Source organism: Burkholderia perseverans (genome assembly GCF_022870505.1).
GTDB lineage: Bacteria > Pseudomonadota > Gammaproteobacteria > Burkholderiales > Burkholderiaceae > Burkholderia > Burkholderia plantarii.
The window spans coordinates 2612628-2631760 of the sequence record NZ_CP045094.1 but is presented as its reverse complement, the minus strand read 5'-3'; the positions used below and the strand labels follow the sequence as shown (position 1 = coordinate 2631760).

Annotated in this window: 20 protein-coding genes; 13 read left to right on the top strand and 7 right to left on the bottom strand. The window is 68.5% G+C overall.

Annotation, left to right across the window (positions count from 1 at the left end):
* Positions 1–6: 6 nt before the first annotated feature.
* From BpN12_RS26205 to BpN12_RS26190, 4 genes are all read left to right on the top strand, one after another.
* Complete coding sequence (locus tag BpN12_RS26205) at positions 7–363, top strand: Rap1a/Tai family immunity protein (RefSeq protein ID WP_042625242.1); 357 nt, start codon at positions 7–9, stop codon at positions 361–363.
* Positions 364–562: 199 nt separating this feature from the next.
* On the top strand, positions 563–1744 hold the full coding sequence (locus BpN12_RS26200) for a mechanosensitive ion channel family protein (protein ID WP_246795132.1): 1182 nt from the start codon (positions 563–565) through the stop codon (positions 1742–1744).
* 64 nt (positions 1745–1808) lie between these two features.
* Positions 1809–2984: an AAA family ATPase gene (locus BpN12_RS26195; RefSeq protein ID WP_246798014.1), complete on the top strand. Its 1176-nt coding sequence runs from the start codon at positions 1809–1811 to the stop codon at positions 2982–2984.
* Between the two features lie 198 nt (positions 2985–3182).
* Complete coding sequence (locus tag BpN12_RS26190) at positions 3183–4247, top strand: glycosyltransferase family 4 protein (RefSeq protein WP_246795131.1); 1065 nt, start codon at positions 3183–3185, stop codon at positions 4245–4247.
* A gap of 105 nt (positions 4248–4352) precedes the next feature.
* Here the strand turns inward: BpN12_RS26190 and BpN12_RS26185 are convergent, their stop codons facing one another.
* From BpN12_RS26185 to BpN12_RS26175, 3 genes are all read right to left on the bottom strand, one after another.
* Entirely contained in the window at positions 4353–4940 is a 588-nt protein-coding gene (locus BpN12_RS26185) for a BPSL1445 family SYLF domain-containing lipoprotein (protein WP_246795130.1), read from the bottom strand.
* Positions 4941–5304: 364 nt separating this feature from the next.
* Entirely contained in the window at positions 5305–5754 is a 450-nt protein-coding gene (locus BpN12_RS26180) for a hypothetical protein (protein WP_246795129.1), read from the bottom strand.
* Positions 5755–5997: 243 nt separating this feature from the next.
* Positions 5998–6282 carry a PsiF family protein gene (locus BpN12_RS26175; protein WP_198251909.1) on the bottom strand — a complete coding sequence of 95 codons (285 nt, stop codon included), beginning with the start codon at positions 6280–6282 and terminating at the stop codon, positions 5998–6000.
* Positions 6283–6516: 234 nt separating this feature from the next.
* Here BpN12_RS26175 and BpN12_RS26170 point away from each other — a divergent pair, with 234 nt between their 5' ends.
* The gene (locus BpN12_RS26170) at positions 6517–7551 is read left to right on the top strand and encodes an asparaginase (protein ID WP_246795128.1); all 1035 of its coding nucleotides are present in this window, start codon (positions 6517–6519) and stop codon (positions 7549–7551) included.
* A 306-nt stretch (positions 7552–7857) separates the two neighbouring features.
* On the opposite strand, the gene BpN12_RS26165 is transcribed toward BpN12_RS26170, so the two are convergent.
* From BpN12_RS26165 to gcl, 3 genes are read right to left on the bottom strand one after another with little or no spacing between them, the layout of a single operon-like run.
* The gene (locus BpN12_RS26165) at positions 7858–8745 is read right to left on the bottom strand and encodes a 2-hydroxy-3-oxopropionate reductase (protein WP_246795127.1); all 888 of its coding nucleotides are present in this window, start codon (positions 8743–8745) and stop codon (positions 7858–7860) included.
* A 39-nt stretch (positions 8746–8784) separates the two neighbouring features.
* Positions 8785–9582 carry a hydroxypyruvate isomerase gene (gene hyi, locus BpN12_RS26160; RefSeq protein WP_246795126.1) on the bottom strand — a complete coding sequence of 266 codons (798 nt, stop codon included), beginning with the start codon at positions 9580–9582 and terminating at the stop codon, positions 8785–8787.
* A gap of 36 nt (positions 9583–9618) precedes the next feature.
* Entirely contained in the window at positions 9619–11394 is a 1776-nt protein-coding gene (gene gcl / locus BpN12_RS26155; RefSeq protein WP_246795125.1) for a glyoxylate carboligase, read from the bottom strand.
* Between the two features lie 163 nt (positions 11395–11557).
* Here gcl and BpN12_RS26150 point away from each other — a divergent pair, with 163 nt between their 5' ends.
* The 8 genes from BpN12_RS26150 to BpN12_RS26115 all read left to right on the top strand — a co-directional run bounded on the left by BpN12_RS26150 (position 11558) and on the right by BpN12_RS26115 (position 17489).
* On the top strand, positions 11558–12469 hold the full coding sequence (locus BpN12_RS26150; RefSeq protein WP_246795124.1) for a LysR family transcriptional regulator: 912 nt from the start codon (positions 11558–11560) through the stop codon (positions 12467–12469).
* 187 nt (positions 12470–12656) lie between these two features.
* Positions 12657–13031, top strand: coding sequence for a 30S ribosomal protein S6 (gene rpsF / locus BpN12_RS26145; protein ID WP_042625231.1), 375 nt, complete (start codon positions 12657–12659; stop codon positions 13029–13031).
* Between the two features lie 38 nt (positions 13032–13069).
* The gene (priB, locus tag BpN12_RS26140; RefSeq protein ID WP_042625230.1) at positions 13070–13369 is read left to right on the top strand and encodes a primosomal replication protein N; all 300 of its coding nucleotides are present in this window, start codon (positions 13070–13072) and stop codon (positions 13367–13369) included.
* Positions 13370–13372: 3 nt separating this feature from the next.
* Positions 13373–13648 carry a 30S ribosomal protein S18 gene (rpsR, locus tag BpN12_RS26135; protein ID WP_006486248.1) on the top strand — a complete coding sequence of 92 codons (276 nt, stop codon included), beginning with the start codon at positions 13373–13375 and terminating at the stop codon, positions 13646–13648.
* Positions 13649–13675: 27 nt separating this feature from the next.
* A complete protein-coding gene (rplI, locus tag BpN12_RS26130) occupies positions 13676–14128 on the top strand; it encodes a 50S ribosomal protein L9 (protein ID WP_246795123.1) in 453 nt (150 codons plus the stop codon).
* A gap of 194 nt (positions 14129–14322) precedes the next feature.
* Positions 14323–15705: a replicative DNA helicase gene (locus BpN12_RS26125; RefSeq protein WP_246795122.1), complete on the top strand. Its 1383-nt coding sequence runs from the start codon at positions 14323–14325 to the stop codon at positions 15703–15705.
* 136 nt (positions 15706–15841) lie between these two features.
* Complete coding sequence (locus BpN12_RS26120) at positions 15842–16468, top strand: DUF47 domain-containing protein (protein WP_246795121.1); 627 nt, start codon at positions 15842–15844, stop codon at positions 16466–16468.
* A gap of 10 nt (positions 16469–16478) precedes the next feature.
* Positions 16479–17489 carry an inorganic phosphate transporter gene (locus BpN12_RS26115; protein WP_042625226.1) on the top strand — a complete coding sequence of 337 codons (1011 nt, stop codon included), beginning with the start codon at positions 16479–16481 and terminating at the stop codon, positions 17487–17489.
* A gap of 159 nt (positions 17490–17648) precedes the next feature.
* Here BpN12_RS26115 and BpN12_RS26110 read toward each other — a convergent pair whose 3' ends face one another.
* Positions 17649–18851, bottom strand: a complete 1203-nt coding sequence (locus BpN12_RS26110) for a C40 family peptidase (protein WP_246795120.1) — start codon at positions 18849–18851, stop codon at positions 17649–17651.
* Between the last annotated feature and the right edge of the window lie 282 nt (positions 18852–19133).

Below are 19133 nucleotides of genomic sequence, written 5' to 3'. Positions count from 1 at the left end.
CATCCAATGTTGCGGGCTCTGTTTTTTACCGCCGCGTTCGTCGTGCCGCTCTCGGCGCACGCCTTCACGGCCGGTGATCTCGACAAGCTCTGTGCGAAGACCGACGTGAAGTCTCGCGCGTCGTGCGGCGCGTATATCGAGGGCGCCGCCGACGGCGTCTACAACACGATCGACGCGATCGGCGGCACCACCGGGCCGCGCGTCGGCCAGTATTTCTGCCTGCCGCCCGACATCAAGGCGCAGCAGATGACGGACGCGATCCGCAAGTACGTCGCCGAGAACCCGAAGATCGTCGACTACAACGCCAGCACGGCGGTGTCGCTCGGGCTCGGCAAGGCGTTTCCGTGCCGCAACGTGAACTGAGCGCCGGGCGCGCGGCTGCCTGAGCTTGCCCAAGCGCGCCTGAGCCCTCCCGAGCCCACCGTTGCGCGACGGCTGGCGTGCCGCCGGCACCCGGCCGCTGCGCCCCGGCGCGAGCGGGGCTGCCTTTGGCCCGCCGCGCCATCCGACCACCCCGCGCGGGAATCCCGGTTCCCGCCCCTGACGATGCAGCCACCGCGCGATGACGACGACGCTCGATCAACTCGCGGCCATCGCCGATGCGCCGCTCCACTCCTGGCCGGGTACGCTGCTGGTCGCCGTGCTGCTGCTGGCCGCCGTGACCGGCATCCACTGGCTCGGCGCGCGCGTGGTGATCCCGCTTGCGCGGCCCTATCCGTTCATGAGCGTGATCGTGCGCTACATCGACCGGCCCGCGCTAGCGGTGCTGGCCTTTCTCGCGCTCGAATTCCTCTCGCTGCAGGTCGCCGACGAGCTGTCGCACGCGGGCGGCCTGCGCACGCTGTCGGCGGTCGGGCTGATCGTCTCGCTGACCTGGCTGCTGATGCGGCTGGCCGCGGCGACCGGCGAGGCGATCGTGCTGGCCCACCCGGTCGACACGCCGAACAACCTGGAGGCGCGCCGGATCCACACCCAGGCGCGCGTGCTGGCGCGCTCGGTGATGGTGGTGATCGTGATCATCGGCACCGGCGCCGCGCTGATGACGTTCCCGAACGTGCGCCAGATCGGCGCCAGCCTGCTGGCCTCGGCGGGCGTGGCCGGGCTGGTCGCCGGTATCGCCGCGCGGCCGGTGCTCGGCAACCTGATCGCGGGCCTGCAGATCGGCCTGTCGCAGCCGATCCGGCTCGACGACGTGGTGGTGATCCAGGGCGAGTGGGGGCGCATCGAGGAGATCACCGGCACCTACGTGTCGGTGCGGCTCTGGGACCAGCGGCGGCTGGTGGTGCCGCTGCAGTGGTTCATCGAGAACCCGTTCCAGAACTGGACGCGCAACAGCGCCGAGATCATCGGCACCGTGTTTCTGTTCGTCGACTACCGCACGCCGCTCGCGCCGCTGCGCGACGAGCTGGCGAGGATCGTCACCTCGGCGCCCGAATGGGACGGCCGCGTGCAGGTGCTGCAGGTGACCGACGCGACCGAGCGCTCGATCCAGCTGCGCGCGCTGGTCAGCTCGCCCGACTCGTCGCTGTCTTGGGACTTGCGCTGCCGCGTGCGCGAAGGGCTGATCGCGTTCCTGCAGACGCATTATCCGGACAGCCTGCCGCGCGGCCGCATGGAGCTTGCCACGCCGGGCAGCAACGACACGCCGAACCTGCCGTCGTGGCTGCCGGGCGAGCCTGCGTCGAGCACCGCCGCGAACACGCCGGCCGATCCGACCGCCACCGAGACGGTGTCGGTGCGCTGACGGCCGCGCCAGCCCGCTTCCCTGCCGCGAACGCCCCATGCCGATGCCCGATTCCGCCGCGCCGCTGCCGCCGCTGAGCGCGCTCGCGATCGCCAACTACCGCTCGCTGCGCGACTTCATCGTGCCGCTGGCCGGGCTCAACGTCGTGACGGGGCCGAACGGCAGCGGCAAGTCGAGCGTCTACCGCGCGCTGCGGCTGCTGGCCGACACCGCGCAGGGCCGCGCGATCCCGTCGCTGGCGCGCGAGGGCGGGCTGGCCTCGACGCTGTGGGCCGGCCCCGAGCGCTTCTCGCGCGCGATGCTGGCGGGCGAGGCGCCCGTCGAGCCGCTGGTGCGCAGGGAGCCGGTGTCGCTGCGGCTCGGCTTCGCCTGCGCCGATTTCGGCTATGCGATCGATCTCGGCATGCCGATCGTGAACGAACGCACGCTGTTCGGCCGCGACCCGGTGATCAAGCGCGAGTGCGTCTGGAGCGGCACGCTGCTGCGGCCGTCCGCGCTGCTCGTCGATCGCCGCGGCGCGCAGATCCGCACGCGCGACGCGGCGGGCGACTGGCGCACCGTGCCGCAACCGGTCGCGTCGTTCGACAGCATGCTGACCGAATTCGTCGATCCGGCCGGCGCGCCCGAGATGATCGCGCTGCGCGAGCGGATCCGCTCGTGGCGCTTCTACGACCATTTCCGCACCGACGCCGACGCACCCGCGCGGCGCGCGCAGATCGGCACCCACACGCCGGTGCTGGCCGACGACGGCGCCGACCTGGCCGCCGCGCTGCAGACGATCCGCGAGATCGGCGACGCCGAGGCGCTCGACGCGACCATCGACGACGCGTTCCCCGGCGCGCGGCTCGCGGTGGACGACGCGGCCGGGCGCGGCCGTTTCGAGGTGACGATGCGCCAGCCCGGGCTGCTGCGCCCGCTCGGCGCGGCCGAGCTGTCGGACGGCACGCTGCGCTACCTGCTGCTGGCCGCCGCGCTGCTCACGCCGCGCCCGCCGGCCCTGCTGGTGCTGAACGAACCCGAGACGAGCCTGCATCCGGACCTGCTGCCGGCGCTCGGCCGGCTGATCGCGCTGGCCGCGGCGCGCTCGCAGGTGATCGTGGTCTCGCACGCGGCACGGCTCGTCGCCACGCTCGAACGCGAGGCCGACAGCCTGTCGCTGGTGCTGGACAAGCGGCTCGGCGAGACCCGCGTCGACGACGAGGCGCTCGACCGGCCCGCCTGGAAGTGGCCATCGCGTTGAGCGCCCGGTGCCGGGCCGGCGAGCCCGCATCGGTCGACCCCCGAGAGCGGAAAAAATGACCGACGCGAATGTATCCGTGCTGTAACAAGGTCCAGAAAATGCAATCCCGCTGCCGCCGGCCACGGCGATCGCGAATAATATCGGGAGACGGTGCCCCGCTGTTGCGGCACCGCCGACGGGCATCCCGGAGATAAAACGATGAAGATTGCTCAGATCGCGCCATTGACCGAATCCGTGCCGCCGAAGCTCTACGGCGGCACCGAACGCGTCGTCTCCTACATCACGGAGGCGCTGGTCGAACTCGGCCACGACGTGACGCTGTTCGCGAGCGGGGACTCGCACACCAGCGCGAAGCTGGATGCGGTATGGCCGCGCGCGATGCGGCTCGACGTGTCGATCCGTGACCGCGTGGCGCCGCACATGCTGCTGATGGAGCGCGTCGCGCGTCGCGCGAGCGAGTTCGACGTGCTGCATTTCCACATGGACTATTACTCGTTCTCGGTGTTCAAGCGCCAGCCGGTGCCGTTCCTCACGACGCTGCACGGCCGCCTGGACCTGCTCGAACAGCAGCCGATCTTCGACCTGTTCGACACCGCGCCGGTGGTCTCGATCTCGAACGCGCAGCGCCAGCCGCTGCCGCGCGCGAACTGGCTGAAGACGGTGCAGCACGGCCTGCCCGACACGCTCTACACGCCGCAGCCGGTCGAGCCGCGCTATCTCGCGTTCCTGGGCCGGATCTCGCCCGAGAAGCGCGTGGACCGCGCGATCCGGATCGCCGAGCGCTGCGGCCTGCCGATCCGCATCGCCGCGAAGATCGACGCGGCCGACGAGGAATACTTCGAACGCAAGATCAAGCCGCTGTTCGCGCTGCCGCATGTCGAGTACATCGGCGAGATCGCCGACGGCGACAAGGCCGCGTTCCTGTCCGGCGCGCATGCGCTGCTGTTCCCGATCGACTGGCCCGAGCCGTTCGGGCTCGTGATGATCGAGGCGATGGCCTGCGGCACGCCGGTGATCGGCTTCAACCGCGGCGCGGTGCCCGAGGTGATCGAGGAAGGGCTGACGGGCTTCATCGTCGAGGACGAGATCGGCGCGGTGGCCGCCGTAAACCGCCTGCCGCTGCTGTCGCGCACGCGCGTGCGGCAGCGCTTCGAGGAGCGCTTCACGTCGCGCCGCATGGCGCAGCAGTACGTGGACGTCTATCAGGCGCTGATCCGCGCGCAGAAGCGTTCGCGCTTCAAGGTGATCGATTCGGCCTCCTGATCCGGCATGCCGGACGAAAAATGGCGCCCTTCGCGGGCGCCATTTTTTTGGTTCCTCGCAGCGGCGGGGCCTCGAAATCCAGAGCGGCCCCCGCCGCCCGCGCGATCACAGATCCAGCTTCGTCACCTTGGTGCCGTTGATCGACACGTCGCCCATCAGGCCGGCGTTGGTCAGCACCACCACTTCGACCGGCGCCGTGGCCGTGTTCGAATCGACCGCGCCGTTGGCGCCCATCTTGACCAGCGCGACCGAGGCGTCGGCACCGGCGGCCCAGCCGTTCGAGGCGCGGAATTTGTCGAGCGAATCCTGCGTCATGAACAGGAAGATGACGGCCTTCGACTGCGCGCCGGCCTGCAGGCCCACCGACAGCGACGAGGTGTTGAAGTACCCGATGGTGCTGCCGCCCACGCGCAGCGCACCGTTACCCGATTGCGCGCCGACGATGAAGCCGGCCTGCAGCACTTCCGGGAACACCAGCATGCCGCGCGACTTCGCCGCCAGTTCGCGCGAGCCGGGCACCGTGGAATAGAGGCGCGAGAGCGTGGCGTTCACGCTGGCGTCGATGGCCTGGCGCTTCGATGCGTTGGTCGAGGCGGTCGCGGGCTTGTCGGGCGTGGTGGTGCAGCCGGCGAGCGCGAGGCTGCCGACGATGAGCGCGGCGGCGGCTTTCAACACGAGATTGCGTTTTTGCATCGTTTTTCTCCATCAGGTGTGGTTTCGCGGGTTGTCCCGCCAAAACAGGGCAATGCGTCCCGAGTTATATCACAGCGATCCGTATCTTTTTTTCTCCCTCACGTAAAAAAAGCGTCAAATCGTTAAGTTTGGTTAAACCTTTGTTTTTGAGACTAAATTTCTGAATTGACGGAGCGGAGAGAGGGCAGGGACCGGGTGCGAAAATCGTCCGGAAATCGGTCTGAAGCGAGCCGGAAAACGCGCCGCAAAACGATCGTGGGGCGTCCGTTTCGATGCCTGCTCCGGCGCACGGCCAGGCCGCTGTCGCGAACACGGCGGCTCCGCGTCGGACGCGCCACGGCTCGATGTCATGCGGCGCGCCCGATCAGGCGGCGGCGGGCGGATCGACGGGCGGCACCGGGGCATGCCGCAGCGCGCGCCGCAGCAGCCCGATCGCCGCGCCGAACGCGAACAGCAGCGCGGCGGGCGCGATCCAGTAGCCGATCAGCGCGTGGAGCAGATAGGTCGCGAGCGTGCGCCGGCGCAGCGCGTATTCGACCTCGGCCTCGTGCTGGCGCGGCGCGTTGGCGGCCAGCACCGCGTCGGGGCAGCCGGCCGCGCGCGCGGCCTCGGGCGTGCCGCGGCAGCGCGCGGCGAAACCGGCGGCCTGCTGCGCGTCGCTGAACTGCCAGCTGCTCAGTTCGCGCTGCAGGTCGGCGCGGTTGTAGGCGGATTCGTCCCGGACCTCGCGGACCGCGACGATCGCGACCGGGATGGCCCAGCAGGCCACGACCAGCAGCCAGCGGCGTAACCAGCGACGGCGTCTCGTTGTCATTGCTGCCTCCGTTCTCGTGCGGGGCGATGCTTGTGGCGTGGCGTGGCGTGGCGCGGGCATGGCCGGCCCTCGGGTGACGGCAGGCGGATCGGTTTCACGCGCGCGGCTCATCCATCATAGGAGAAAACGCGGCGCGGCACGGGGCGGATTGGGGCGACGGGAGCGAACGGAAGCGGGCGGGGCCGCCATGAAAAATGCCGCGCCCGCGTGAGCGGGGCGCGGCATCGAGCGGGCGCGGGAGCGTCAGGCCGCGGGCTGGTTCGACAGGCAGCTCTTCATGAACGCCTTGCGATCGTCGCCCTTCTTGCCGGCCGCCTGCGTGTTGCAGGCCTTCATCTTGTCCTGCTGGGACATCTTCGGTTTCGCGGACAGACAGTCCTTCATGAAGGCCTTGCGCTCGTCGCCCGACTTGCCGGCCGCCTGCGCGTTGCACGCCTTCATCTTGTCCTGCTGGCTGTTGGCGGCAAACGCGGGCGAAGCCAGCATGCCGCCGACGAGCAGCGCGGCCATCAGCGATCGGATTTTCATTGGACACTCCCGTTGGGTAATTGGCGTTCTCGTGACACCGGACGTCACGCGCGGCTGCGCGCAACGCGAGGCCATTATGGCAAATCATCCCGAAAATACCAAAATGGGCAAACGCGAGGCCCGGCGCGGGCGAGCGCGCGGCGCGCCGGCGCCGGAGGCCGTCGTGGCGAGTGCTTCCGGCACCGGGCGCGAAGGATTGCCGACGCGCGGCGGACAGCGATTACAATCGCGGCCATGACCTATTCGACTCCCCACCCGAACTTGGCCGGCGCCGCGCCGGCGCTGCCGCGCATCGCGGTCCTCGCCACCGGCGGCACGATCGCCGGCGCCGCTCCCGACGCCACCAACACGGCCGGCTACCAGGCCGGCGCGCTCGGCATCGCCTCGCTGCTCGACGCGGTGCCGGCGCTCGCGCGCGTCGCGCGGATCGAAGGCGAGCAGATCGCCAGCATCGACAGCAAGGATCTCGAGCCGGCGCTCTGGAGCGCGCTGGCCGCGCGCATCGACGCGCTCGCGGCCGACGACGGGATCGACGGCATCGTGATCACGCACGGCACCGACACGCTCGAAGAAACCGCCTGCCTGCTGCACCTGACCGTCAAGACCCGCAAGCCGGTGGTGCTGACGGCCGCGATGCGGCCCGCCACGGCGCTGTCCCCGGACGGCCCGCTGAACCTGCTCAACGCGGTGACCGTCGCCGCGCACCGCGCTGCGCACGGGCAGGGCGTGCTGGTCGCGTTCAACAACAAGATCCACAGCGGGCGCGACGTCGTGAAGACCAGCACCTATGCCGTCGACGCGTTCCAGTCGCCGGAGCTGGGCGTGCTGGGCTGGGTGCAGGACGGCCGCGTCGAGTTCGCGCGCGGCGTCACGCGCCCACATACGGCGGCCACGCGTTTCTCGATCGGTACCGACTGGCCGGCCGTGGAGGTCGTCACGAGCTACGCGGGCGTGTCGCGGCTTGGCGTCGATGCGCTGGTGGCCGCCGGCGTGAAGGGCATCGTGGTGGCCGGCACCGGCAACGGCTCGATCCACGCGCGGCTGCAGGAAGCGCTCGTCGAGGCCGCGCGGCGCGGCGTGGCGGTGGTGCGCGCCTCGCGCGTCGGCTCGGGGCACGTGATGCGCAACGGCGCGGCCAACGACGACGCGCTGCGCTTCGTCAGCGCCGGCTCGCTGAACCCGTTCAAGGCGCGCGTGCTGCTGATGCTCGCGCTCGCGGCCGGCGTGAGCGACCCGGCCGAACTGCAGACGGTGTTCGATACCTACTGAGGCGCGGCGCCTCGCGTCGACGCATGTGAAAAACGGACCCAGCGGTCCGTTTTTTCATGGCCGCTTCCGATCGAAGCGGCCGGCGTGAGAAGCAGGGAAATGATGAGGATCGCTGACGAATCCGACAAGCGGACACCCGACGACGACGTCTGACCGACCAAGGCTTCCCCGGCGCCGCCGGGTGCCGCTGCGGACCCCACCAGCCGCTCTCAGCCCAGAGCGGCCTTCAACCGCCCGCCGGACCCGAAGACCCGGCGGGCGCCCCACCGTGCGGCGCGGCGCGTGGCCGGCGCGCCGCGCCCGCGCTCACTTCGGCTCGGCGATCTCGAGGTTCGACATGATCTCGAGCGCGCGGACGATGCCCGAGTGATCCCAGGCCTTGCCGCCGTGCGCGGCGCACACGCTGAACAGCTGCTGCGCGCTCGCGGTATGGGGCAGCGCGAGGCCGAGGCGGCGCGCGCCGTCGAGCGCGAGGTTCAGGTCCTTCTGGTGCAGCTCGATGCGGAAACCCGGCTCGAACGTGCGCTTCGTCATCCGCTCGCCGTGCAGCTCGAGGATCCGCGACGACGCGAAGCCGCCCATCAGCGCGCGCCGCACGCGCTCCGGATCGGCGCCCGAGCGGGCCGCGAACAGCAGCGCCTCGGCCACCGCCTCCAGGTTCAGCGCGACGATGATCTGGTTCGCCACCTTGGTGGTCTGGCCGGCGCCGTTGTTGCCCACCAGCGAGATGTTCCTGCCCATCAGCTCGAACAGCGGCCGGGCCCGTTCGAACGCCTGCTCGGGGCCGCCCACCATGATCGTCAGCGTCGCGTCGCGCGCGCCGACCTCGCCGCCCGACACCGGCGCGTCGAGGTAGTCGCAGCCGAGCGCATTGATCTGCCTGGCGAATTCCTGCGTGTCGAGCGGCGAGATCGAGCTCATGTCGATCACCAGCTTGCCGGCCGTCAGGCCCTTCGCGACGCCGTCGTCGGCGAACAGCACGCTGCGCACGTCGGGCGTGTCCGGCACCATCGAGATGATGATCTCGGCGCTGTCGGCCACCGCCGTCGAGTTCGCGACCACGCGGGCCTGCCCGCGCAGGTCGTCGGGCACCGGGAAGGCGCCGTTGACGACCAGCGAGTGGCCGCCCTTGATCAGGTTGCGGGCCATGTGCGAGCCCATGATGCCGAGGCCGATGAAACCGATCGTTGCCATGTCAGAGTGTCTCCGTGGGGATATGAGGAAAGGGGAGCGTCAGGCGTGCTCGGCGCTGCGCTGCTTCGCTTCGCGCAGCCAGCCGAGCCCGTCGCGGGTGGTCGTGCGCGGCTTGTACTCGCAGCCGACGTAGCCGTCGTAGCCGAGCTCGTCGAGCAGGTCGAACAGGTAGGCGTAGCGGATCTCGCCGGTGCCGGGCTCGTGGCGGCCCGGGTTGTCGGCCAGCTGGACGTGCCCGATCGCCGGCAGGTTCGCGCGCAGCGTCGCCGCCAGTTCGCCCTCCATGCGTTGCATGTGATAGATGTCGTACTGCAGGAACAGGTTGTCGGAGCCCACCGCGCGGATCACGTCGAGCGCTTCGGCCGAACGGTTCAGCGCGAAGCCGGGGAGGTCGTGGTGATTGCACGGCTCGACCAGCAGCCGGATCCCTTCGCGCTTGAGGGTCTCGGCGGCGAAGCGCAGGTTCTCGACGATCGTCACGTGGGTGGTGTCGCGCGGCACGCTCGCCGACGCGATGCCGACCAGGCAGTTCAGCTGCGGCACGCCGAGCGCCTTCGCGTAGTCGATCGCGCGGCCCACGCCGTCCTGGAACTCGGCGCGCCGGTCGGGCAGGCAGGCGATGCCGCGCTCGCCCTGGTCCCAGTTGCCGGCCGGCAGGTTGTGCAGCACCAGCTTCAGGCGATGGGCGGCGAGCCGCTCGGCCAGTTCCTCTTTCGCGTAGGGGTACGGGAACAGGAACTCGACGGCGTCGAAGCCCGCGTCGGCGGCGGCCTTGAACCGCTCGAGGAACGGCACTTCGTTGAACAGCATCGTCAGGTTCGCGGCGAATTTCGGCATGGCGGGTGTCTCCGGTCGGTCAGAAGGAAGCAAGGGTCAATCGAGCAGCGAGATCGCGGTCGGCGCGTGTTCGGGCCGCTCGGCGAGCGGTTCGAACTCGTTGATCGCGTCGATCTCGGCGCCCATCGCGATGTTGGTCACGCGTTCGAGGATCACCTCCACCACCACCGGCACGCTGAACTCGGCGATCAACTGCTTGGCCTGCTCGAAGGCGGGCGCGATCTGTTCCGGTTTGGTCACGCGCAGCGCCTTGCAACCGAGCCCCTCGGCCACGGCGACGTGGTCCACGCCGTAGCTGCCGAGTTCGGGCGCGTTGACGTTCTCGAACGCGAGCTGCACGCAGTAGTCCATGTCGAACGCGCGCTGCGCCTGGCGGATCAGGCCCAGGTACGAGTTGTTCACCACCACGTGGACGTAGGGCAGCTTGAACTGCGCGCCCACCGCGAGTTCCTCGATCATGAACTGGAAGTCGTAGTCGCCCGACAGCGCGACGATCGGCCGGCCCGGGTCCGCGGCGCGCACGCCGAGCGCGGCCGGGATGGTCCAGCCGAGCGGGCCAGCCTGCCCGCAGTTGATCCAGTTGCGCGCCTTGTAGACGTGCAGGAACTGCGCGCCGGCGATCTGCGACAGGCCGATCGTGCTGACGTAGCAGGTGTTGCGGCCGAACGCCTTGTTCATTTCCTCGTAGACGCGCTGCGGCTTGACCGGCACGTCGTCGAAATGGGTCTTGCGCTGCAGCGTCTGCTTGCGCTGCCGGCAGTCGGCCACCCAGGCGCCGCGATCCTGGAGGCGGCCGGACGCCTTCCATTCGCGCGCCACCGCCACGAACAGCTCGAGCGCGGCCTTCGCGTCGGACACGATGCCGAGGTCGGGGCCGAACACGCGGCCGATCTGGGTCGGCTCGATGTCGACGTGGACGAACTTGCGGCCCTTCGTGTAGACCTCGACGCTGCCGGTGTGGCGGTTGGCCCAGCGGTTGCCGATGCCGAGCACGAAGTCCGAGGCGAGCAGCGTGGCGTTGCCGTAGCGGTGCGAGGTCTGCAGCCCGACCATGCCGGCCATCAGCGGGTGATCGTCGGGAATCGCGCCCCACGACATCAGCGTCGGGATCACCGGCACGCCGAGCGTTTCCGCGAACTCGACCAGCAGATCCTCGGCCGCCGCGTTCAGCACGCCGCCGCCCGACACGATCAGCGGCCGCTCGGCCTCGTTGAGCATCGTGAGCGCGGCCTCGATCTGGGCGCGCGTGGCGGCCGGCTTGTAGGCCGGCAGCGGCGCGTAGGTGTCGATGTCGAACTCGATCTCGGCCAGCTGCACGTCGATCGGCAGGTCGATCAGCACCGGGCCGGGGCGGCCCGAGCGCATCAGGTGGAAGGCCTGCTGGAACACGCGCGGCACCAGGGCCGGCTCGCGCACCGTGACGGCCCACTTGGTGACCGGCTTGGCGATCGATTCGATGTCGACGGCCTGGAAGTCTTCCTTGTAGAGCCGCGCGCGCGGCGCCTGCCCCGTGATCGCGAGGATCGGGATCGAATCGGCCCAGGCCGAGTAGAGGCCGGTGATCATGTCGGTGCCGGCCGGCCCCGAGGTGCCGATGCACACGCCGATGTTGCCCGGCGCGGCGCGCGTGTAGCCCTCGGCCATGTGCGAGGCGCCCTCGACGTGGCGCGCCAGCACGTGGCCGATCGCGCCCGACTTGCGCAGCGCGGAGTAGAACGGGTTGATCGCGGCGCCCGGCACGCCGAAGGCGGTCTGGATGCCTTCCTTCTCGAGCACCAGCACTGCGGCGTCGACGGCTCTCATCTTGGCCATGAATGTCTCCTTGGAAATCACGGATCACGTTGTCGTCGCCACTGTAGGTCGACGTGAAAGCTTTGATAAGATCGGCGCTCGTCGCTTATTTCGAAACTAAAAGTATCGAATGCCGCCTGGACGGGCTGTCCGGCGCATCGATCGAGGCACCGGGAGGCCGCCGATGGACCGCTTCAAGCAGATCGAGACGTTCGTGCGCGTGGCCGACGCGGGCAGCCTGGCCGCCGCCGCGCTCGAGGAGGGGGTGTCGCCCGTCGTGCTGGGGCGGCGCATCGACGCGCTGGAGAAGCGGCTCGGCGTGAAGCTGATGTACCGCTCGACACGGCGGCTGGTGGTGAGCGAGGAGGGCGCCGCGTTCCTCGAACGCTGCCGCGGGCTGCTCGGCGACTGGGACCAGGCCGAGAACGAGCTGGCGGCCGGGCGCCGCGCCGTGAACGGGCACCTGATCGTGTCGGCGCCGGCCGCGTTCGGCCGCAAGCACGTCGCGCCGCTCGCGCCGGCCTTCGTCGCCGACAAGCCGGACCTGCAGCTGTCGTTCAACCTGACCGACCGCGTCGTCGATCTGGTCCGCGAGGGCTACGATCTGTCGATCCGGATCGGCGGCGCCGTCGATCCGAACTTCGTCGCGGTGAAGCTCGCGAACAACCGCCGCGTGGTGTGCGGCACGCCCGACTATTTCCGCCGGCACGGCCGGCCGCAGTCGCTCGACGACCTGCCGAAGCACAACTGCCTCGCCTTCAACCTGCAAGGGGGGCAGAACCGCGGCTGGTATTTCCGCCGCAACGGGAAGCTCGTGACGATCCGCGTGGCCGGCAACCTCGACTGCAACGACGGCGAGCTGCTGCACCGCTGGGCCTCGGAAGGGCTCGGGCTCGGCTGGCGCTCGACCTGGGAGATCGCGCGGCAGCTGGAGACGGGCGAGCTCGAGACGGTGCTCGACGACTACGCGCTGCCCGATTACGACATCCTCGCCGTCTACCCGCAGCAGCGATACGTGCCGGCGCGCGTGCGCTATTTCATCGATTACCTGCGCGACGCCTATGCGCGGCCGGGCTACTGGAGCGGCCCGGGCTGAGGCCGCGGCGGGCCGGTTTGCCCCGGGCGATCGCGCCCCACGGTCAAGTCGTTGAAAACACGGCCGATTCAGCGGGCGGACGAAGCGAAACCATTGCACGGGCCTGCCGTTCGGGTTAGAATCTTCGGCTTCTCACTTGCCACACCGGTTCCGACGCCCGGGTGGCTTTAATCCACAAGGAGTGTGTATGCGTCATTACGAAATCGTATTCATCGTGCATCCCGATCAGAGCGAGCAAGTGCCCGCGATGATCGAGCGTTACAAGTCCACGATCACCACGCGCGCTGGCCAGATCCACCGCGTCGAGGACTGGGGCCGTCGTCAACTGGCCTACATGATCGAGAAACTCGCTAAGGCTCACTACGTCTGCATGAACATCGAGTGCGACCAGGCGACGCTCGACGAACTCGAACACGCGTTCAAGTTCAACGACGCCGTGCTGCGTCACCTCATCGTCAAGATGAAGAAGGCCGAGACCGGCCCGTCGCCGATGATGAAGGAAGTTCAGCGCGAAGAAGCCAAGAAGGCCGCTGCCGCGCAGCCGGCCGAAGCGCAGGCTTAAGACCGGATCGGTCAAGCCATCAGGGTACGCATCACTTCGTGAACAGGCTGCAACTGACGGCGAGCGTCGTCGAGCGACAACCGGTGCGGTACACGCCGGCAGGCGTTCCGATCGCGAGTTGCACGCTGCAGCACCGCACGGAGGTCGTCGAGGCAGGCATCCGCCGACAGGTCGAAATGACGATCGAGGCGATGGCCGCCGGCGAGGCGAGCGGCAGGCTGGAACGCTGCGAGATGGGCGTCGAGACGCTCTTCACCGGCTTCCTGGCAAAAAAAAGCCGCAACGCGCGCACCCTGGTGTTTCACATCACAGCATTGCAGGACATAGGAAAGGACTGAATCATGCCCCGTCCCACTGGCAAGAAATTCGACAAGCGTCGTCAGCAACAAAACCCGCTCTTCAAGCGCAAGAAGTTCTGCCGTTTCACGGCAGCCGGTGTCGAGCAGATCGACTACAAGGACACCGAGACGCTGAAGGACTTCATCGGCGAGAACGGCAAGATCACGCCGGCGCGCCTGACGGGTACCAAGGCGCACTACCAGCGTCAGCTCGACACGGCCATCAAGCGCGCGCGTTTCCTCGCGCTGCTGCCGTACACCGACCAGCACAAGGCGTAAGCCGGCGACGCAATAAGGAGAATTCGAATGCAAATCATTCTGTTGGAAAAAGTCGCGAACCTGGGCAACCTGGGTGACATCGTCAAGGTCAAGGACGGCTACGCACGCAACTTCCTGATCCCGAATCGCAAGGCTCGCCGCGCGACGAAGGACGCGATCGCCGAATTCGAAGTCCGCCGCGCGGAACTCGAAAAGGTCGCCGCCGAGAAGCTGTCGGCCGCCCAGGCAATCGGCGAGAAGCTGAACGGCCAGTCGTTCCAGATCACGCAGAAGTCGGGCGTGGACGGCCGTCTGTTCGGCTCGGTCACGAACGCGGACATCGCGGAAGTGCTGAAGAAGGCCGGCTACGAAGTCGAGAAGGCGCAGGTTCGCCTGCCGGAAGGCCCGCTGAAGATGATCGGCGAGCACGGCGTGCAGGTCGCGCTGCACACGGACGTCGTGGTCGACGTGACGGTGAACGTGATCGGCGATCACGCTTAACGTACACTGACGCAAGCAGGTCCGGTTCGGGCGGCTCCGCCGTCCGGGCCACGAGGCAGGGCACGGGAAACCGGCCCTGCCTTTTTCGTTTTCGCTTCGCTCGTGATCCGATAGGGATCCAGCAGCGACCCGATGGCGGCGGCGGCCCGATGGCGGCTGGCGCATCCCGGCCCATTTCGCGATAATCCCAAGCCATGAACGTGCCGCACGACCCCCAAATCGAATCGCTGAAAGTCCCGCCGCACTCGGTCGAGGCCGAGCAATCGGTGCTGGGCGGCCTCCTGCTCGACAACAGCGCATGGGACCGCATCGCCGACTTCCTGTCGCAGCAGGATTTCTACCGCTACGATCACCGGCTGATCTACGAGCACATCGGGCGGCTGATCGCCTCGACGCGGCCGGCCGACGTGGTGACCGTGTACGAGGCGCTCGTCACCTCGGGCAAGGCCGACGACGTGGGCGGGCTGGCCTACCTGAACGCGCTTGCGCAGAACACGCCGAGCGCCGCGAACATCCGCCGCTACGCCGAAATCGTGCGCGATCGCGCGGTGCTGCGCCGGCTCGTGTCGGTGGCCGACGAGATCGCAGCCGACGCGTTCAATCCGCAGGGCAAGGAAGTGCGCCAGCTGCTCGACGAAGCCGAGTCGAAGGTGTTCTCGATCGCCGAGGAAGGCGCGCGCGGCACCCAGGGCTTCCTCGACATCGGACCGCTGCTCACGCAGGTGGTCGAGCGGATCGATACGCTCTATCACACCGCGAACCCGAGCGACGTGACGGGCACCCCGACCGGCTTCGTCGATCTCGACCGGATGACTTCGGGGATGCATGGCGGCGAGCTGATCATCGTGGCAGGACGGCCGTCGATGGGGAAGACCGCGTTCTCGATGAACATCGGCGAATACGTCGCCGTCGAATACGGCCTGCCGGTCGCCGTGTTCTCGATGGAAATGCCGGGCACCCAGCTCGTGATGCGGATGCTCGGCTCGGTGGGCCGGCTCGACCAGCACCGCATGCGTACCGGGCGCCTGACCGACGAGGACTGGCCGAAACTGACGCACGCGGTGCAGAAGATGAGCGAGGCGCAGCTGTTCATCGACGAGACGGGCGGCCTGAACCCGATGGAACTGCGTTCGCGCGCGCGCCGGCTCGCGCGGCAGTGCGGCAAGCTCGGCCTGATCATCGTCGACTACCTGCAGCTGATGACGGGGTCGTCGCAGGGCGAGAACCGCGCCACCGAAATTTCCGAAATCTCGCGTTCGCTGAAGAGCCTCGCCAAGGAGCTCGACGTGCCGGTGATCGCGCTCTCGCAGCTGAACCGCGGCCTCGAGCAGCGGCCCAACAAGCGCCCGGTGATGTCGGACCTGCGCGAGTCGGGCGCTATCGAACAGGATGCCGACGTGATCCTGTTCATCTACCGCGACGAGGTCTACAACCCCGACAGCCCCGACAAGGGCACCGCCGAGATCATCATCGGCAAGCAGCGTAACGGCCCGATCGGGCCGGTGCGCCTGACTTTCACGGGGCAATTCACGAAGTTCGACAACTTCGCCGGGTCGCAGCACTTCCATGGGGATTGACGCCCGCTTGTAAAGCCCGCGCCACGAAATGTTGTATCTGATCGTGGTGCGGTGCGCTTCACTGCAACCGTGGTTCCCGGAGACGGTACAATGACGCCGCTTTTGTGACAGTCATTTGACAATTTCCGGAAACTTCATGTTCGGCCGATTCATGCCCACCGAGGGCAAGTTCTTCGAAATCTTCAATTCGCACGCGAATTTCATCGTGGCCGGCGGCCGCGAGCTCGAATTGCTGATCGACAATCTCGCGGACGCCGAGATCCACAAGCAGAAGGTCCAGTCGGCCGAGAAATCGGCGGACAAGCTCACCCACGAAACGCTGGACCTGCTGCACAAGACCTTCATCACGCCGATCGATCGCGACGACATCCACAAGCTGATCACGACGATGGACGACGTCCTCGACCTGATGGAAGACGTCGCCACGGCCGTGCTGCTCTACGACGTGCAGGCCGTGACCGCGGAGGCGAGCCAGCTCGCGCGGATCGTCACGCAGACCGCGCAGCACCTGCAGCAGGCGGTGGCGCTGCTGTCGGACATGAAGCAGTCCGCGCGCATCCTCAAGGCCTGCGAGGAGATCGACCGCTGGGAGTCGGAGGCGGATCGCGTGCTGCGCTCGGCCATCTCGAAGCTGTTCCGCGAGGAGAACGACGTCAAGACGCTGATCAAGCTGAAGGCGGTCTACGAACTGCTCGAGGAAATCACCGACAAGTGCGAGGACGTGGCGAACATCATCGAAGGCATCGTGCTGGAAAACGCCTGAGCCGACGACGATGCATTCGATACAACTCGCCATCTGGGCCGTCGCGACGCTCGTGATCGTCGCGCTCGTGTTCGACTTCATGAACGGCTTCCACGACGCGGCGAACTCGATCGCCACGGTGGTCTCCACCGGCGTGCTGAAGCCGCAGCAGGCGGTCGCGTTCGCGGCCGTGTTCAACGTCATCGCCTATTTCGTGTTCCACCTGAAGGTCGCGCAGACCGTCGGCAAGGGCACCATCGATCCCGCGATCGTCGACCACTACGTGGTGTTCGGCGCGCTGGTCGGCGCGATCGGCTGGAACGTCATCACCTGGTATTACGGGATTCCGTCCAGCTCGTCGCATGCGTTGATCGGCGGGCTGGTCGGCGCGGCCGTCGCGAAGTCGGGCTGGGGCTCGCTGAACCTCGACGGGCTGATGAAGACGGTCGCCTTCATCTTCATTTCGCCGCTGCTGGGTTTCGTGCTCGGCTCGCTGTTCATGCTGGTGGTGTCGTGGTTCTATTTCCGCACGCCGCCGAGCAAGGTGGACCGGCGTTTCCGCAAGCTGCAGCTGGTCTCGGCCGGGCTCTACAGCCTCGGGCACGGCGGCAACGACGCGCAGAAGACGATCGGCATGATCTGGATGCTGCTGATCGCGACCGGCTACGCGTCCGCCGGCGCCGACGCGCCGCCGGTCTGGGTGATCGGCGCCTGCTACCTGTCGATGGGGCTCGGCACGCTGTTCGGCGGCTGGCGCATCGTGCGCACGATGGGGCAGAAGATCACCAAGCTCAAGCCGGTCGGCGGGTTCTGCGCCGAGCTGGGCGGCGCGATCACGCTGTTCTCGGCGTCGTGGCTCGGCATCCCCGTGTCGACCACGCACACCATCACGGGCGCGATCGTCGGCGTGGGCGCGACGCGCAAGCTGTCGGCCGTGCGCTGGGGCGTGGCCGGCAACATCGTCTGGGCCTGGGTGCTGACGATTCCAGCTTCGGCGCTGATCGCCGCGGCCGGCTGGTGGGTGGGGCACCGGGTGTTTTGATGCGTGATGGCGGCGGCCTTGTGTCGTGCCGCCGGAACCCGCGAGAACGTGAAGCAGCGCCGCGTGCCGATATGGCCGCGGCGTTTTGCTTTTTGAGGGGAGCGTGGTTCGGGTGGGTGCGTCGTGGCCCGCCGTTCGGCGGTGAACGCGAGGCCGGACTCAGTCGCTGCCGTTCGCGAAACGGGCGATCGGATCGTCGCCGTTGCCGGAGGCGGGTGGCGGTGCCGTCGAGGCGCGAATGATCCGCACGCCGTCGGGTGACGCCATCTGCGCCTGTCGTGCGGCCGCGCGTGCCGTGGGCGGGGGCGGTTCGAACGCGTCGGCGGCGGCGTCGATCGCGTCGGGCTCGGTGGTCGCGTTCGCCACGGGCGCCGGCGCGGTGTCGGGGGCGGCGGCATAGGCGCCGCCGCGTGGGGCGGCCGCCGTCTCGACGTTCGCGGAAGCGGACGGCATGACCGGTGCGGCCGGGTTCGTTGCAACGGCGGTTGTCGCCCCCGCGGCGCGGGCTTGGCGCTGCGCGGCCGACAGCGCGGCGGGCGGCGGCTCGAACGCATCGCCAGCGGGCGCGCTGTTCAGAATCGGCGGCGACATGCCATTGGTGGCGACGGTGGTGCCGGGTGCTGCTGCCGGCGCGGCCATGACTGCGGCCGGCGCCGGTGCGGCCGCAGGTGCCGCCTCGACCCGCGCGGCCGCGTAGGCCGGCACGGCGGCCGGCGCCGCGTGCGGCGTTGACGACAGCGACGGCGGCGGTGACGACAGCACCGGCTCGGGCGCGCGATTGTCGGCTTCGTAGGTCGGCGTGTCGAACGGCGTCGGCGTATGGCGTGGCGGCGCGACGCGCCGGATGCCGTCGAAGTGCCTGGCCCAGTAGGGGTTCGTCAGATAGTCGAGCCGCACCGTGCCGCCCGTCGAGGGCGCGTTGACGAAGCGCAGCTTGCCGACGTAGATCCCGACGTGCGAATGCGGCCGCCCGGTGGTGTTGAAGAACACGAGGTCGCCGGGTGCGATCTCGTCGGGTTCGACCGATACGCCGCGCGTGCTCATCTCGGCGGTGGTGCGCGGCAGCGACACGTTGGCGGCGCGCGACACGATATAGCGCACGAGGCCGCTGCAGTCGAAGCCGGCATCGGGCGTGTTGCCGCCCCAGCGGTAGGGAATGCCGACCAGGCTCATCGCCTGGATCGGGATTTCCTCGCGGCCGATGCTGTGATCGACGAAGTTCGGGAAGCCGGGCGGCGGCGCGAAGGCACGCGGCGTGGTGATGCGCGGGCTTGCCGACGAGCGTGCCGACTGCTGCTGCGGTGCGGTCGAGCACGCGGCAAGCAGGGAAACGACGACGATCGACAGCCAGATTCGCAGCATCGGGAGGAGGGCCGGGCGCCGGCGAGGCGCCCGCCGCATGACGACGGGTAATGCGGATGGTAGTCGGTCCGGCGGGGCTTCGGCAAGAACTCTTCAGGCGGGACTTGAAAAGCTGCCTGATTCTTGAGCAATTGAGGAAAAGTTTCTGCGCAAAAACTCTGGCCCTGAAAGCCTTCGGTTTTTAACGGGGCCGGATTATTGGCGGCGGCGGCGCGCCGGCATCCGGATGCGAGCCGCAGCTTTCGACCGTGGATTCAAACCAAAAAAAACGCCCCCGAAGGG